Source organism: Candidatus Endoriftia persephonae (assembly GCF_023733635.1).
Lineage (GTDB): Bacteria > Pseudomonadota > Gammaproteobacteria > Chromatiales > Chromatiaceae > Endoriftia > Endoriftia persephonae.
Genome location: NZ_CP090569.1, coordinates 1421911 through 1437627, shown reverse-complemented (window position 1 = coordinate 1437627; position 15717 = coordinate 1421911). Strand labels below are relative to the sequence as shown.

The window sequence follows — 15717 nt, the reverse complement described above, 5'->3', positions numbered from 1 at the left end:
TTTCCAACTCTCTGCCGATTTACATTCTTGAAGCGAAAGCAGGCCGACTTGCAACCGCCAGACTGCAACAATGATGGACAATTCATAGTGAACCAAAAACTCTTCTACGGCTCATTGGCAGGGATCCTGCTTTTCTCTGTGATGACAACCGTCTCACTCCTGGCGCAGTTACCAGATTGGCTACTGCTCCTGCTCAGTACCACACCCGCCCTGATCGTCATCATCCTGTTGGTCGCTTCACGTAGCAGAGACAAACAATCCGCCGAAGCTGAGCGAAAAAAAGAGGCGATTGCCCGTATGCTCGGCAATTATATGGCGACATCCAATGGTGCCTTCGATGTTGTCAGTGAACAGTTCAGCAGTCTTCGACGGGAACTGAATCAGGCCAAAGATATTCTGCACAGCGCCACCGAAAAACTCGCCGGCAGCTTTACCGGTCTGGACAACGAAACCGAAGATCAGCGCCAGCGCCTGCAGGTGCTGGTCGAAGAGCTCTATAACGTGGCCCGCGGCAACCAGTACAAGGAGCAGACAGAGGGCATCAATCGCTTCAGCACTCAGAGTCAGGAGATCGTCACCAACTATATTTCCACCCTTTCAGAGATGAAAAATAACAGCAGTGCCATCGTCGACAACTTCAGCGAAATGACCGGGCAGGTCAACTCAGTGGTCTCACTGCTCAACGATGTCAACGATATCACCAGTCAGACAGATCTACTGGCTTTGAATGCCGCAATCGAGGCAGCCCGAGCGGGTGATGCAGGGCGCGGCTTTGCGGTGGTAGCCGATGAGGTGCGCAACCTCTCCCGCCGCACCAACCAGTTTAGCGACCAGATCCGCGACCTGATCCTGCAGACCCAGAGCACCATGGAGCGCGTCTCAGTCAATATTCAGGAGATGGCAGAGGCTGACATGTCAAACGCACTCGAGGCCCAAGATCAGGTTGGAAACATGTGGGAGGAGATGCGGGCGCTCAACAAGGGTGCCACCACCCAAGCAGAGACCATCAATGAGCTTTCCGATAGCATCCGCCAGCACGTCAATACCGGCATACTTTCCCTACAATTTGAGGATATTGCTGTACAACTGGTCGATCACATCGCCCAGCGCTCAGAACAGATCGAGGCTTTCATCAACGGACTGATCGCCCTCCATTTCGAGCAGTCCGACTTCGAGCAGCAGATTGAACACTTCCAGACCCGTCTCTCCGACCTGGAGAAAATCATCAACAATGGCAAGCAGGGCTTCGCACAGCTGGATCAGAACAAGGCGGTAGCACAACAGAATGTCGAGAGTGGTAGTGTCGATCTCTTTTGACCTGCTTCCCACCATCCTCTGCACAAGAAAAACCGGTCACATCGACCGACTGGCTATCCCAAAACAACCTCTCTTTCGTCGATAGATAATGTCCGTCCAGAAACAGTAAAAACGATACGCAGAGAAGCGCGGAGATCACAAATATTATCTATAAACATCTGCGTTCTTTGCGCTTCTCTGCGTCCAAACATGGCGTTTCCGGACGGACACTACCTTATGACTGCCTGGCTTATCACCTAGATGACCTCCGCCAGAACACGCTCAGAATTTAAGCGATGCCTTGACCCACACCTCACGACCCGGCTCATTCACCTGAATCGCTTCGGGACTGAAGGGATCAAGGTTGGCCCGGTTCACATGATAGGCATACTCTTTGTCAAACACGTTGTTGATGCCGAAGCGGATATCGGCACGGTCGTTGAAGCTGTAGCTGCCGTTCAGATCGAGCACCGCCCAGGCGGGGGTCTCCTGCACATCCTGACCGCTGCCGTCGATCAGATCGGCCCGAGTCTGTTTGGCATTTGCCCGCACCAGACCACCCAACGCCCAATCACCGCGGGTGTAGTCGAGGCCCAGGGTCAGTTCCAGCGGTGCGATCTGAGCAATATTGCGGTTATCAGTCGTGTTCTCAGCACGTACATAGGCCAACCCGGCATTGCCTGAGAACTGATCACTAAACTGATACGTGCCATCCCACTCAAAACCGGCAAAGCTGGCATCTACGTTACGATAGATGGTGGCTGTGGCGTTGTTAACCAGGATGCCATCCTGAGCCCGTGCCAAATCCCTCAGAATGTAGTCGGTAACCTTATTGTAGTAGAGGCTGAAACTGCTACTCCATACTGCATCGGCCAACTCAACTCCAACCTCAATCTGATGATTTTTTTCCGGCTCAAGCTCCGGGTTACCAACCCAGCTAGTATCATTGCCCATCATCACAATCCAGCTGGCAACATAGCGTTCAGAGGCATCTGCGGTTCGCACGCTGCGGCTGACTCCTGCATAGAGTTTACCCATGGTAATGGCGTGCTCATAACGCAGGAAACCACCTAGATTGTTTTCGCTCTTGCTCTCTGAGGTGCTAGCGTAGTAGGTGGCATAGAGGTCATTGGGAGTTGGGCTTGTGCTCACTTCGGGCTTCTCATCACCGCGGGAGATAGACGCATCGACCTTGTCGTAACGCAACCCCGCCTTGAAGCTGTCCTCACTGCCCACGGGCATCTCGATTTCGGCAAACAAGCCAGTCTGCTTCAGTTCGGCACCCGGCCACATGATCGACTGCACCACTGAGGGATCATCCGTCAGCGCCGTGGTGGCGCCCTGCAGGCGCTCTGCATCGCGGTCGTTTTTCTGGTAGTCAACACCCAGAGTCAGGGTCTTATCGCCCAACATGAGATCACCGCTGATGCGGCCACCCAGGGTATCTGAAGTGGTCGGCGTCTTCATATTGCGCGCGGCGGTACGGGTGCGCAGTGAATAGTTGTCCATCAAATGTTTGACATCGGAATTGTAGGCCTCCACCTTGAAACCTGCGAGCACACCTGCATCGGGCTGATGCTCAATCTTGAAGCGGATGTTGTCCGCATCGCTGTAGGGGGAGTCCATATTGGCACCAGGGAACAGCACATCATCCTCACGGGTCGCCTCGAGATTAAGCTCCAGACGAGTCTCCGAACTCGGCGTCAGGCCGAGAATCAGGTTGCCTGACTTGTTGCTGTAGGCGGAGCGCACTTCGTTGCCAGCACCATCTTCATAGTTATCGGCATCCTTGTAACCAACAATAGCGCGGGCATAGCCCTGTTCTGCTCCTGCCGCCAGATCCGCAGCCAACTCCTTGGTATTGGAGTTGCTCATAAAACCCACATCGACCTTGCCCTTAAAACGCTCGCCCTCCTCAAACTCAGGCACGCCACGCTCAAACAGCACGGTGCCACCGCCGCCACCTCCCCCGTAGAGCACTGTCTGGGAGCCTTTGATCACGGTCACGCTGTCGTAGCTCTCGATGGCGGAATAGGCAGTGGGCGGATCCATGCGGTTGGGACAGCCACCATGGATGTAGGCGCCGCCCATCAGGATGTTGAGTCGGTTCTGACTCTGGCCACGAATGATCGGTTCAATGCCATGACCACCCATACGGGCGCCACTGACGCCGGTTACCCCGCGCAACAGCTCAGCCGCGTCAGCAGGGATACCTTTTTTTGCATCCTCCATCGGCATCACCGACAGCGCTGGAGAAGACAGTGCCTCACCCTCCACCACCAGTTCCGAGAGGTTTTCGGCCACCTCTTCTGCAACTACCTGGGGGAGAACAGCAATCCCGCTGATCGCGAGGGCCAAGGGGGTCAACTTCATCGATACGTCCTCTTGCATTTTGTTAGTTGGAATATTCCAGAGGTCTTATGCAAGAGCATTGCCAGCTTTTTCTATCCTTTTAATTCAATATGTTACCGAACTGTTTCAATATGTATCCAAGAAAAAACAGGGTATTTGCCACAATAATAAGCCATATCACCCAGTTCCAGAGGCTGAACAAGATGCACCCTTGCCCGCAATTCATCCCCGCCGCTCTCCTCTTTGAAGTGCCCAGCGGGAAAAAACCGGACCGATCAGTTCAAAAAAAATACTCGTTCCGATCACTACCGAAAGCAGCATCTGCCGATGCTCGGGAAACCGAGTCGATGCCACCAGCGCCATACCGATTGCAACACCCGCCTGGGGCAGCAACGCAAGCCCCATCCATCGTCTTACCCTCTCTCCTGAGCCACCCCAAATCGCGCCCAGCCAAGCTCCCAGCAGCTTGCCGGCACTGCGGCAAACCACATAGGTCACACCAATCAAACCCACCCCCACCAGGGCATTCAGTTCGAGCGATGCGCCGGCGAACACAAAGAAGATCACCATCATCGGCGAATCGACATTCTCGATCGCATGGAATGGATAGTCGTGATGTCGGGCTAGGTTGACAATCACTGACCCCATCACCATCGAGGCAATCAGATACGAGAGATCGAGCCAGATAGCGATCCCCCCACAGAGAAAAACCAGCCCCAACGCCTCGATCAACATCGGTTGGCCGGGCCGTATCCGTCCGCTCAGATAGGCCGCCGGCACACCGATGGCCAGCCCCAGCAGCAGCGCTCCACCGATCTGCCAGAACGCAGACAGGATCGTCGCCGCCCCTTCTTCGTTGCCCATCATGAGAGCCACCAGAGAGACACCGAAAGCGAACAGGATCAGCGCCCAGACGTCATCGATGGCAACGATCTCCAGTAGCAGATTGGCGAAGCGCCCCTTGGAACCCGTTTCGACAACAACATCCAGGGTGGCTGCAGGCGCGGTGGCGGTGGCAACACAGGCCAGCAGGATCGCCACTTCCAGCTGCACGCCGATTGTCAGCAACCCGAGCAACACTGCCAGCCAGGTCCCGGCCACCGCACTGACAGAGATCCAGAATAGTTGGCTGCCGCAGCTTCTCAGCGACTCGCCAGTGAGCTTCCCCCCCAGCAGGAACCCCACCATCAGCAACGCGATATTAGTGATGATCTCGAAACGTTCGCTCACCACCGACGAGATCAGGTCCAGCCCCTCATGGCCAATCAACAGACCAAACAACAGCAACAGGGTCACTCTGGGCAGGAAGGTATGGCGCCCAAGAAAATCAGTCAGCAGTCCAAACAGCAGGACGCCACCGATGGTAGTCAGAAATTCGGCCGTGTCATCCATTGTCTCCTCTTAACGTGAAGTATGGACAAGGATCGACTATCGCTGAAGCTGATGCTCCAGATAGCCCAGCCACTCCACCAGCTGCTTACGCTGTGGTTCACCTTTGGCCAACGGCTCTGCCCGAGTGAATGCCGCCTGCGCCTCTGGAAATTTGTTCAGGCGGATATAGACAGCCCCCAGCAGCACCCAGTTGTCATAACTGGGTCGTTTCAGCTGTTTTACAGCCCGTTGCAGGCGTTCCGCCGCTTCATCCCAACGCTCCAGCTCCACTAGCTGTTCCGCGCCGCGCAACTCCCAGCGGCCACTCTGATCGAGCTTGGCCAATGCATCGAATACCGGCAACGCCTTCTCCGGCTCCCGTGCCAGCACCCAGGCCTGGGCGAGCAGCTCCAGTGCCTTCTGGTCCTGCTCCGCCACCCCTGTCGCCAGCAGCTGCACCGCCAGCTGCGGCATCTTTTGATGCAGGTAGAGCTGTGCCAGCCAGAGGATCTCCCGCTGCTTCAGCTGGCCTCTGGAATGCGCCAGCTCCAGAGTCGCCAGCGCATCCCGCTCCCGTCCCAGTTCCATCTGCAATCCGGCCAATTGCCGCCAGTAGGCCGCCGTCGCCGGAAAGCGGACGATCATCTTCGATAATAGGGCAACCGCCTGTTTAGTCTTCTTCGCGTCGAGATAGAAGCCGACCAACAGTTGAAACCAGGGTTCTGCGGGATCATCACTCAGCCGGATTGCCGTCTCGAGATCATCGATCGCCGCCTCGATCTGATCCAGGGCACGGTGGATCTGCGCCTTCAGCAGATAGACGCGGGGCGGAGGTTTTGCCTCAAACTTCATCCAGCGGATCAAGAGCTGCAGTGCGGCCGCCGCATCATCCTCCTGAAACAGCAGCTGGACCAGCGTGTAACTTAGCTGGTGCGACACCTCCGCGGGCAGTTGCGCCGAATCCACTGCGGCCCTGAAGTGGCGAATCGCACTCGGATACATCTCCCGACCGATCTCCACATAGCCAAAACTCTGATGTACCAAGGCGGTTTCGTAGCCATTGCCCGCGACACGCTGCAGCAACCCCTCAAGCTCCAGTGCCGCTTCATCGTAACGCTGATGGCGCATCAATGCCTCCACCAAAAACAGGTATTCGTAGGTAAGACGGGAGGCGAGCTGAGCGGGCGGCGGCTCCTTGGCACAGGCGTCGCTGGCGAAGGCGATCAACAGCAGAGGGAGCAGTAACAGCTTGATCATTTTTTCAGGGAGAAGCGGATTGTCTGGGTAGCTGAACGCGCCACGGCCACGCCATTTTCCAGCTGGGGCTGGAACTTCCAACCGCGAATCGCGCGCAGCGCAGCCTGCTCAAAAAAACCCTTCGGCTCGGCCTCCACCACTTTCGGATCACTCACCCCGCCATCGGGGTCGATGGTGAACTGCACCACCACATGGCCCTCGCTGCGGCGCAGCAGGGCTCGCCGCGGATAGCGTGGCGGAATCCGCACCAGCGGCACCGGCTCCGCCGGCAGCGGGGGTGGTGGCGGTGTCGCGAAGCCCCCCAGGTAGGGACCATTGCCTACATCCAGCGGCAGCGCAAGATTCGGCGCCTGCCAGGAGGGCAGTTCAATCTGAGGATTTTTCGCCGCGGCCGCAGCAGGCATCGGCCGCGGCAGCTCAGGCGTCGGCTCCTCCGCTTCAGACGGTGGCTCCTCAGCTGGCGGCGGCGGTTCCTCGGGGGGCAGGCGCACAAAGTCGATCGGTAATGCCTTGGATAGCTGCGTGTTGCCCCGCTGGTGATCGGGGGTAACCATCGACTGCATCAGTTTCAGTAACCCGAAATTAACCAACAGTGCGATCAGCAGCGCCAGCCCCCATCTCACCGCCCCGGCACCTCGCTGGCAGCGATAGAGACACTGGCAGCACCGGCAAGACGCGCCTGATCGAGCACTTGGATCACCACCCCGGTAGGCGCCTGTCGGTCGGCCTGGATCACTACCGCTCCCTCGGGGTTCTCGGCCCGCAACCGCTCCACATTGGCACGCACCGCACGCGGGTCGATGCGCCGCTTGTCGATCCAGATTTCACCGCTGCTGGTAACCGCGATCAGGATCGCAGCCTGCTCCTGGCGCAGCGCGGTAGCAGCGCTGGGCCGGTCCACCTCCACCCCAGTCTCTTTGACAAAAGAGGAGGTCACCATGAAAAAGATCAGCAGGATGAAGACCATATCAATCAACGGCGTCAGATTGATGGTGACGCTGCCTGTCTCACCCTCGGTATGCCGGTGGCGCATCAGCCCCCCTCCCGATTGCGGCCCGGGTCGAGAATCCGGTGGCGCAGATCATTGACAAAATAGAAACCGGAGAGGGAGCTGACCAGTCCCGCCATGGTGGTGATCAGGGCGGTGGAGATGCCTGCCGACATGCCGCGAATATTGCCCGAGCCGTGGCTCGCCATCACATGGAACAGATCGATCATGCCCTCCACCGTGCCCAGCAGACCGAGCATCGGCAGAATCTGCACCATCGCCTCGACCAAGCCGAGATAGTCACCCCGGTGATTGTCCGAACCGCCCCTTGGCCACCACTGATGCGAATAACAGAGCGCGATCATCAACCACATCAGCAGCGACAGCAGCAGGATCAGCCACAGCACCGGCCCGCCCCGGTCGAGGAAGGCGGCGGTCTCCATCGGCATCCACTCAAACAGCCGGTCCATGCCTCGACTCCGCCCGTTCAGCCACCATCGCGGCACTCTGTTCATCCAGAATCTGGATCAGCCGATTGCTGCGCCCGGAGATAAAACTGTGCAGCAGCACCAGTGGGATCGCCGCCGCCAGCCCCAGTTCGGTAGTCACCAGCGCCTGGGAGATGCCACCGGACATCAGACGCGGATCCCCGGCACCGAACAGGGTAATCGACTGAAAGGTCTCGATCATGCCGGTAACCGTGCCGAGCAACCCCAGCAATGGTGCCACCGCAGCCAGGATGCCGACCAACGGCAGACCTCGGCGCAGCCGCGGGATCTCCTTCAGGATCGCCTCGTCGAGGCGCAATTGCAGGGTCTCCGCATCCACCTCGGCCTCGCCGCTAACCGCCTGGCGCACCCGACCCAGGGGATTATTCCCGCCTGGCGCTTCGAGCTTGAGCTGTCGTTTCATGCGGCGACCGAGCAGGCCTAGCACCGCCAACCGCTCGATCACCACCAACAGACCGACCACCCCCAAGGCTATGATCAGGTAGCCGATCACACCACCCTGGCGAATCCGCTCTTCAAGGGTTGGCGTCTGCACCAGCTGCGCCAGAATCGCACCGCGGGAGGGATCGATGGCCATCATGCCGCCCGCCTCACCCGCCGCTTCGAAACGCCTGGCGACAAGTTGATAGCGGTGATCCGGCTGCCGCCCCAGCTCCACTAACCGGCCGCTCTGCGGCAAATAGCGCAGATAGCGGCCAGCAGAGACTGCACTGAACGGGCCGATGCGGGTCACGCTCTGCTCGCGTTCCCGCCCATCGGCGCCGATCACCTGGCTCTGCAGGCGAACCACCTTGCCAGCCGCCAGGGTGCGCTCGAACAGCAGCTGCCAGAAGCTCTGCAGTTTGTCGATGGAAGGCAGCTCGCGGCTTTCGGCCAGCGACTTCAACTGCTGCAGATCACCCGGCCTCTCGATGTTGATCAGCGAGTCGGCGAAGCGTTCACGACTCTGTGAGGCCGCCTGACGCACGCTGCCGAACAGCTCACCCAGCTCAGCGCTGGCCTGCTCGAGCAACTCACGCCGCTGCTGCAACAGCCGTTGGTTCTCAGCGAACTGCGCATCCTGCTGCTGGCGCTTCTGCTTCGCGGCCTGCAGCGCTTGCAGCGTCGACTCAAGTATCTCCTGGCGCTCCTCCCTGCGCTGCAGAAACCGCGCCTCTCGCTCGATGTGGCGCTGACGCTGCATCAGCCGGGTATCGCGCACCTGCTCCAGCAATCCATCCAGGGTGGCGTTGGCAGGCAGCTCCGCCCACGCCGGTAGACAACAGAACATCGCCAGTGGCAGCAACAGCCAGCGCTTCATTGCACCACCTCCGCCGCAGGCACCGGCAACAGCAGCAGGTCCGGCGGCAACTGCTTGCGTGCCACCCGGATCGCACGGTCGATCTCCCGCCCAGCATCCTCATCGAGGCCTCGCCAGCTCTTATCCGCGACATCCCAGATACCGGCCTGGCTGCCATCGAGGGTCCGGTAGAAGAGCCCAACCCGCCCGATGCGCAGGAAGTCGACCATACGTTCGCCGCCGTCCGCCTCCAGCACCCCCTGATAGGCCTCGATAGTGCGCCCATACTCAGACTCGATCTGATAGGCCTCCAGCAGCCGGCGAAAGCGTTCTGCAAGATCAGTATCAGGTTGACTCTCCAGCTCGCGCAACTGCTGCACCCGCTGCTGGCGCTCCTGCAGCAGAAATGGGATATCGAGCGCCACAAACTGCTCCAGCACCTCAGTCATGCGGCTGGTGAGTGGGCCGATCTCATGCCGAGTCTGCTGCAGCGCCTGCTGTTGCCGTTCCAGGCTCTCAAGCTCCTGCTGCTGGGCGACCAGCTGTTTCTCCCGCAGGCGGTTGTAGCTCTCAACCCGCGCCAACTCCGCCGACGCCTGGCGCCACTGCTCGAGCAAATGCCGCGCCTCATCGTCCAGCTGCTCGACACGCTGCTGCGATGTGATCGCCTCTTGGTCGGCGCGCCGCTGCTCCTGCAGCGCTTGCTGCAGCGGATCGGCCTGGAGATTTGCAGCGAGATTAAGCCCCAGCAGCAGCGCGAAGCCAGGCTTCAGCGAGATCCTCATAGCTTTGTGTTCCTGTCGTAATCAATCGAACTGGCGTCAGCGAATACTCCGTGCCGCCAGTGGCGCAACAATTCAGCACACTTGCATGCGCAGCGCAATGATGAGTCTCAACCCGCCAGGCGAGCGAGTAGAAAGAGGACGACAGGCGCTAACTCTCCTTGTCCTGCCACTGGCGGCGGTTGATGGCATAGCCGCTGATCTGCCCGATAAAGGGCAGCAGCAGCATGCCTGGCAGCCGATCCACCTGCTGCGCGTTACGGAAGTGGTGGATGCCGATGCTCATCCCCTCATGCCCCGCCCGTGGCTGCTGCCGATAGGTGCCAAACAGCCGGTCCCAGATCGAGAGGTTGAAGCCGAAATTGGAGTTGGCCTCATCGTCTTCCACCGAGTGGTGAACCCGGTGCATGTCGGGGGTCACCAGCAGGCTCCGCAGGGTGCGGTCGAGCGCCTCAGGTAGCTTCACATTGCCGTGGTTAAACATCGCCATGCCATTGAGGATCACCTCGAACAGGATCACTGCCACCACCGGCGGCCCCAGCAGCAGGATGGTGGCAAACTTGATCAGCATCGAGAGGATAATCTCGATCGGGTGAAAGCGCGCTCCGGTGGTGACATCGTAATCAAGATCGGCATGGTGGACCCGGTGCAGCCGCCACAGCAGCGGCACCGCATGCACCATCACATGCTGCAGCCAGATCACAAAATCCATCGCGATCACCGCGATCAACAGCGCCGGCCAGAAGCCAACCTGGTAGTGGTTCAGCAGGCCCCAGTCCTGTTCCGCCGCCACTGCCGCCACGCCTACCGCCGCAGCCGGAAACAGCAGTCGCAACAGCAGAGTATTGAGCGCCACCAGACCCAAATTATTGGCCCAGCGCAGCAGTTTGGGGACGCTGAGCGCACGGCGCGGGGCAATCAGCTCCCAACCCGCCATGAGGGCAAAGATGCCGAAAAAACAGCCCAACCGGATAGTGACCTCATGGGCCTCGATAAACGCCTGCATCTGTGATCCCCCCACCTGATAGGGCCATACTCTAGTGTGGTTTGGTGGTTCATCCAAGGCCGGCCGCCTCCAGGCCACACAAATCACGTACCATATCGGCCAACAAGATGCAGCACAGCCAAAGGAGACAGCGTGACCGACAGCACAACACAACACAACCTCTTCGCCCCCCGCCACTGGCCAAGCTGGATCGGCATCGGCCTGCTGCGGCTCGCCTGGCTGCTACCCTACCGACCGCGTATGGCGCTGGGGCGGGCACTCGGGCGACTGGTGCTGCGGCTGGCGTCACGGCGCGCGCGGATCGCCCGCATCAATCTAGAGCTCTGCTTCCCGGAACTCGACCCGCAGGCCCAGCAGCTGTTGCTCAAACAGCACTTTGAATCCCTCGGCATGGGGTTGATGGAGACCCTGATGGCCTGGTGGGATGATGGCAAATCACTCAGTCAACGGGTGGAGTTTCATGGCCTGGAAGAGCTACAGAAGCGGCTCGATGCTGGCCAGGGGGTGATTCTGCTCACCGCACACTTCACCACCCTGGAGATAGGCGCCCGCTTTCTCATGCGCTACTTCCCCAAGCCGTACTGTGTCTACCGTCCTAACCAAAACCCAATCATCGACCAGCAGATCATCAACGGATGCACCGGCCAAGGCGCGGTGATGATCGCCAGGGATAACGTGCGCGAGATGATCCGGCAGCTGCGCAAGGGACGGCTGCTCTGGTATGCCCCGGATCAGAACTACGGCCACAAATACAGCCTGTTTGTCGATTTCTTCGGCATCCCCGCCGCCACCAACTCCGCCACCTCCCGCCTCGCGCAGATGGGGCAGGCCCAGGTCGTCGCCTACTACTGCCGGCGTAAACCCGACCTGAGCGGCTACCAGATCCGCTTCGAGCCGATCCCCGAGATCCCCTCCGGCGATCCTTTTGAAGACACCACCCGCATCAACCAAACCTTCGAGCGCTGGGCGCGGGAATCCCCCGCCGACTACTTCTGGCTGCACCGGCGCTTCAAGGACCGGCCTGAGGGCGAAGAACGCTTCTATTAAGGTGCCTTCAGCCGGCAATCAAATAGATTGCATCTCTGTAGATGGGTGGGGCGATGCCCATCAGCAGCGCTAGCCCAACCGGGGTAAAGATGAGTTTAGTTACACTCACCCTATAGGGATGGCTATCTGGCCGATATCATCCCCGCCGCCAGGCATGGAAACGCCCCACCCACTCAAGCAGCTTTTGCGGTGCATGGGCCCGCTTCCACTCACCGGCGGCATATTTATTGGCCTCAAGCAGGGTCGGATAGATGTGGATGGTGCCGAGGATCTTGTTGAATCCAAAGCCGTGTTTCATCGCCGCGGTGAACTCGCCGATCAGCTCACCGGCATTCTCGCCGACGATGGTGGCGCCGAGGATACGGTCCTTGCCCGGCACCGTCAGCACCTTGACCATGCCATGGGCCTCCCCCTCGGCGATCGCCCGGTCCAGCTCCGAGAGATCGAAACGGGTCACCTCATAGCTCACCCCCTGCTGCTGCGCCTCCTGCTCGTTGAGCCCGACCCGCGCCACCTCCGGATCGGTGAAGGTGGCGAAGGGGATCACTGAGTAGTCGACCCGAAAGCGGCGAAATCCGCCAAACAGTGAGTTGACCGCCGCATACCAGGCCTGGTGGGCGGCGGTGTGGGTGAATTGATAGGGACCGGCCACATCACCGCAGGCGTAGATGCTGGGGATCGGGCTCTGCAGATAGTCGTCGACCTGGATAGTGCCGTTGGGATTGAGCGGCAGCCCCAGCTCCTCCAGACCAAAACCGCTGGTATTGGGACGCCGCCCCACCGCCACCAGCACCTGATCGAAGGGGACGATCACCGCATCGCCGCCACGATCGCAGCGGAGCCGCTTCTCGCCATTCTCGATCAGAAACTCGGTGGCGCGATGGCCAGCCAGCACCTCGATCCCCTCCTCCTCGAAGCGCGCCTGCACCAGCGCGGCCACGTCTTCATCCTCTCGGATCATCAGTCGCGGCGCCATCTCCACCATCGTCACCTTGGCGCCGAAGCGGGCGAAGGCCTGAGAGAGCTCACAGCCGATCGGCCCGCCGCCCAGTACCAACAGACGCTGCGGCAGCTCACGCAACTGCCAGAGGTTGTCGGAGGTCAGGTAGTCGATCTGATCCAGGCCGGGGATCGGCGGCACAAAGGGGCGCGCGCCGGTAGCAACAATGATGTTGCGGGTAGTCAGCTCCCGACCGTCCACCTCCACCGTGTAGGGCGAAGTGATACGCGCTTCACCCTCGATCACATCGACGCCGAGGCTGCTGTAGCGCTCCACCGAGTCGTGTGGCTCCACCTGTTTCACCACCCGCTGCACCCGCTCCATCACCCGACCGAAGTCGAACTTTACATCCATCGAGTCGAACCCCCACTCCTGAGCGCGACGGCTCTGGGCGAGCAGACGCGAGGAGCGGATCAGCGCTTTGGAGGGCACGCAGCCGGTGTTAAGGCAGTCGCCGCCCATCTTGTGTTTCTCGATCAGGCTCACCTTCGCCTTCACCGCCGCAGCGATATAGGCGGAGACCAGCCCGGCGGAGCCGCCGCCGATCACCACCAGATTGCGATCGAAAGATCTGGGCCTGATCCAGCCCGCCAAGGCACGCCGGCGCTTGATCAGGGTGACGATCCGCTTGGCGATCAGCGGGAAGATCCCGAGCAAGACAAAGGAGCCGATCAGCGCCGGTGAAAGGATGCCGGAGAGCGAATCGAGCCCCGCCAGCTGGGTGCCGGCGTTGACATAGACCAGGGTGCCGGCGAGCATCCCCAGCTGGCTCACCCAGTAGTAGGTCCAGGTGCGGATCGGCGTCAGCCCCATCACCAGGTTGATCACAAAGAAGGGAAACAGCGGCACCAGCCGCAGGCTGAAGAGATAGAGCGCACCATCCTTCGTCATGCCCACGTTGATCGACTGCAGCCGATCGCCAAAACGCTGCTGCACCGCATCGCGGAACAGAAAACGGGCCACCAGGAAGGCCAGGGTCGCGCCGATAGTGGAGGCGAAGGAGACCAGCACGAAGCCCCACACCAGGCCAAAGATCGCACCGATCGCCAGGGTCATCACCGTCGCGCCGGGCAGCGACAGGGCGGTCACCAGCACATAGACCAGAAAGAACCCCAGGGAGCTGAGCAACGGCGCCTGATCGCGCCACTGTTGCAGGCCGTCGCGCTGCTGCTTGAGGTTCTCCAGGGTCAGATAACTGCCCAGGTCGAAGACAAAGAAGGCCGCGATCAGAGCCAGAAGCAGCGCCAACAGGATGATCTTTTTCTTATCCATAACGATTCCGTTTGCGAAACAATGTGTCAGCCTTTACGCCGTACCTCCCGGTTTAGATGCAGAAAAGATGCGCCCAGGCGGGGCCACCGATTATTTTCGCCAGAAGCCTGGAGAGAGCAGCACCAGGATGGTGAAGATTTCCAGCCGACCCAACAGCATCGCGATCACCGCCACCAACTTGCCCATCGGGCTGACGCTCTGGAAGTTGTACGCCACCTCACCCAGCCCCGGCCCCAGATTGTTCATACTGGTGGCGACCGCGGAGTAGGCAGAGACCTGGTCCAGACCGGCGTGTATCATGACCAGCATCAAGCCCCCGAAAGTGGCGACATAGAAGGCGAAGAAGCCCCACACGCTCTGCATCAAGCGTGGCTCGACCACCCGCTGGCCGATCCGCACCGGCAGGATCGCGTTGGGGTGGATAAGACGGCGGATCTCATGCTGTCCCTGCTTCACCAGCAGCAGCACCCGCATCACCTTGATTCCACCAGCGGTAGACCCACCACAACCTCCCACGAAGCTGATAAAGATCAGCAGTACCGGCAAAAAATCGGGCCAGTGGGCAAAGTCAACCGTGCCGAAGCCGGTGCTGGTGACTACCGAGACCACCTCAAAGGTGGCATCTCGCAAGCTGGATGGGAGCTGTTCATAATTGCCCTCTAGCCTGAGTGTCAGGCCGACCAGCAATACCATCAGCAACACAAACAGCAGAAAGCTGCGTGATTCGATGTCCGTCAGATATTGGCGTAGGTTTCGGTTGTGCCATGCAAAATAGTGGACCCCGAAATTGATCGCAGCCAACACCATGAAAAAAATGGCTACCGCCTCGATCGCCGGACTGGCATAGAAACCCAGACTGGCGTCATGGGTAGAGAAACCGCCGGTAGAGACGGTGGAGAAGCTATGGGCAATGGCATCAAAAGGGGTCATGCCCGCCAGCCAGTAGGCAATGGCACAGCTGATGGTCAGCCCCAGATAGATCGTCCAGAGCGCGCGCGCAGTATCTGCCAGCCGGGGTGTGAGCTTCTCCTCCTTCATCGGGCCAGGAGCCTCGGCACGGTACAGCTGCATGCCACCGATGCCCAACATCGGCAGCACTGCCACGCCGAGCACAATCAGCCCCATACCCCCAAGCCACTGCAACTGTTGGCGGTAGAAGAGGATAGACTTGGGCAGATCATCCAGCCCGGTGATCACCGTGGCACCAGTCGTTGTTACCGCTGAGGTCGACTCAAACAGCGCATCCACCAGCCCGAGGTGGACACTCAGGATCAGAGGCCAGGTACCAAGCAAGCTAAGCAACACCCAAAAGGCGGAGACAATAATATAGCCATCCCGGTTGCTTAGCCGGATACGACTGCGGCCACCTACCAACCACAACAGCCCACCCAAGGCCAGGGTGCCAAGCATGGGTATCAGAAAATTCGTCAGCTCGGCTTCCTGGTACCAGATAGCGACGCCCAGGGGGCCACACAGGGAGAGTCCGAAAATGATTGCCAGGGCCCCCGAAACGCGAGCAATGATCCGTGTGTGCAAGATATCTACTTAAAAGATGAAA

General features: G+C 59.7%; 13 protein-coding genes. 2 read left to right on the top strand and 11 right to left on the bottom strand.

All coding sequences use genetic code 11. The features are described 5' to 3' along the window. Nucleotides 1-87 precede the first annotated feature (87 nt). The gene (locus tag L0Y14_RS06565; protein WP_240992108.1) at nucleotides 88-1317 is read left to right on the top strand and encodes a methyl-accepting chemotaxis protein; all 1230 of its coding nucleotides are present in this window, start codon (nucleotides 88-90) and stop codon (nucleotides 1315-1317) included. 261 nt (nucleotides 1318-1578) lie between these two features. Here the strand turns inward: L0Y14_RS06565 and L0Y14_RS06560 are convergent, their stop codons facing one another. The 9 genes from L0Y14_RS06560 to L0Y14_RS06520 all read right to left on the bottom strand — a co-directional run bounded on the left by L0Y14_RS06560 (nucleotide 1579) and on the right by L0Y14_RS06520 (nucleotide 10840). Then, the gene (locus L0Y14_RS06560) at nucleotides 1579-3669 is read right to left on the bottom strand and encodes a TonB-dependent copper receptor (protein ID WP_050798763.1); all 2091 of its coding nucleotides are present in this window, start codon (nucleotides 3667-3669) and stop codon (nucleotides 1579-1581) included. A gap of 201 nt (nucleotides 3670-3870) precedes the next feature. Beyond that, complete coding sequence (locus L0Y14_RS06555) at nucleotides 3871-5040, bottom strand: cation:proton antiporter (protein ID WP_005965204.1); 1170 nt, start codon at nucleotides 5038-5040, stop codon at nucleotides 3871-3873. A 36-nt stretch (nucleotides 5041-5076) separates the two neighbouring features. Further along, complete coding sequence (locus L0Y14_RS06550; protein ID WP_005965206.1) at nucleotides 5077-6276, bottom strand: tetratricopeptide repeat protein; 1200 nt, start codon at nucleotides 6274-6276, stop codon at nucleotides 5077-5079. Next, nucleotides 6273-6899, bottom strand: coding sequence for an energy transducer TonB (locus L0Y14_RS06545; protein WP_005965207.1), 627 nt, complete (start codon nucleotides 6897-6899; stop codon nucleotides 6273-6275). Before L0Y14_RS06545 ends, L0Y14_RS06550 begins: the two co-directional genes overlap by 4 nt. After that, entirely contained in the window at nucleotides 6896-7309 is a 414-nt protein-coding gene (locus tag L0Y14_RS06540; protein ID WP_005965208.1) for an ExbD/TolR family protein, read from the bottom strand. Before L0Y14_RS06540 ends, L0Y14_RS06545 begins: the two co-directional genes overlap by 4 nt. After that, the gene (locus L0Y14_RS06535) at nucleotides 7309-7734 is read right to left on the bottom strand and encodes a MotA/TolQ/ExbB proton channel family protein (RefSeq protein ID WP_005965209.1); all 426 of its coding nucleotides are present in this window, start codon (nucleotides 7732-7734) and stop codon (nucleotides 7309-7311) included. Before L0Y14_RS06535 ends, L0Y14_RS06540 begins: the two co-directional genes overlap by 1 nt. Further along, nucleotides 7718-9073 (bottom strand): MotA/TolQ/ExbB proton channel family protein, encoded by a 1356-nt coding sequence (locus L0Y14_RS06530; protein WP_005965210.1) that lies wholly within the window; start codon nucleotides 9071-9073, stop codon nucleotides 7718-7720. Before L0Y14_RS06530 ends, L0Y14_RS06535 begins: the two co-directional genes overlap by 17 nt. After that, nucleotides 9070-9837 (bottom strand): DUF3450 domain-containing protein, encoded by a 768-nt coding sequence (locus L0Y14_RS06525; protein WP_006474085.1) that lies wholly within the window; start codon nucleotides 9835-9837, stop codon nucleotides 9070-9072. Before L0Y14_RS06525 ends, L0Y14_RS06530 begins: the two co-directional genes overlap by 4 nt. 148 nt (nucleotides 9838-9985) lie before the next feature. Continuing rightward, nucleotides 9986-10840, bottom strand: a complete 855-nt coding sequence (locus L0Y14_RS06520) for a sterol desaturase family protein (protein WP_006474084.1) — start codon at nucleotides 10838-10840, stop codon at nucleotides 9986-9988. Nucleotides 10841-10972: 132 nt separating this feature from the next. Between L0Y14_RS06520 and lpxL the strand changes: the two genes are divergently transcribed. Beyond that, nucleotides 10973-11887, top strand: a complete 915-nt coding sequence (gene lpxL / locus L0Y14_RS06515; protein ID WP_006474083.1) for an LpxL/LpxP family Kdo(2)-lipid IV(A) lauroyl/palmitoleoyl acyltransferase — start codon at nucleotides 10973-10975, stop codon at nucleotides 11885-11887. Nucleotides 11888-12023: 136 nt separating this feature from the next. Here lpxL and L0Y14_RS06510 read toward each other — a convergent pair whose 3' ends face one another. Continuing rightward, on the bottom strand, nucleotides 12024-14159 hold the full coding sequence (locus L0Y14_RS06510) for an FAD-dependent oxidoreductase (RefSeq protein ID WP_006474080.1): 2136 nt from the start codon (nucleotides 14157-14159) through the stop codon (nucleotides 12024-12026). Nucleotides 14160-14249: 90 nt separating this feature from the next. After that, nucleotides 14250-15569, bottom strand: coding sequence for a TrkH family potassium uptake protein (locus tag L0Y14_RS06505; protein WP_006474079.1), 1320 nt, complete (start codon nucleotides 15567-15569; stop codon nucleotides 14250-14252). Nucleotides 15570-15717: the final 148 nt, after the last annotated feature.

Excerpts from the sequence above, each read along its gene's own strand:
- L0Y14_RS06525 (WP_006474085.1), bottom strand. The coding sequence starts at position 9,837 with ATGAGGATCTCGCTGAAGCCTGGCTTCGCGCTGCTGCTGGGGCTTAAT.
- L0Y14_RS06535 (WP_005965209.1), bottom strand. The coding sequence starts at position 7,734 with ATGGACCGGCTGTTTGAGTGGATGCCGATGGAGACCGCCGCCTTCCTC.
- L0Y14_RS06560 (WP_050798763.1), bottom strand. The coding sequence starts at position 3,669 with ATGAAGTTGACCCCCTTGGCCCTCGCGATCAGCGGGATTGCTGTTCTC.
- L0Y14_RS06540 (WP_005965208.1), bottom strand. The coding sequence starts at position 7,309 with ATGCGCCACCGGCATACCGAGGGTGAGACAGGCAGCGTCACCATCAAT.
- L0Y14_RS06520 (WP_006474084.1), bottom strand. The coding sequence starts at position 10,840 with ATGCAGGCGTTTATCGAGGCCCATGAGGTCACTATCCGGTTGGGCTGT.
- L0Y14_RS06510 (WP_006474080.1), bottom strand. The coding sequence starts at position 14,159 with ATGGATAAGAAAAAGATCATCCTGTTGGCGCTGCTTCTGGCTCTGATC.
- L0Y14_RS06530 (WP_005965210.1), bottom strand. The coding sequence starts at position 9,073 with ATGAAGCGCTGGCTGTTGCTGCCACTGGCGATGTTCTGTTGTCTACCG.
- L0Y14_RS06555 (WP_005965204.1), bottom strand. The coding sequence starts at position 5,040 with ATGGATGACACGGCCGAATTTCTGACTACCATCGGTGGCGTCCTGCTG.
- L0Y14_RS06505 (WP_006474079.1), bottom strand. The coding sequence starts at position 15,569 with ATGCTTGGCACCCTGGCCTTGGGTGGGCTGTTGTGGTTGGTAGGTGGC.
- L0Y14_RS06550 (WP_005965206.1), bottom strand. The coding sequence starts at position 6,276 with ATGATCAAGCTGTTACTGCTCCCTCTGCTGTTGATCGCCTTCGCCAGC.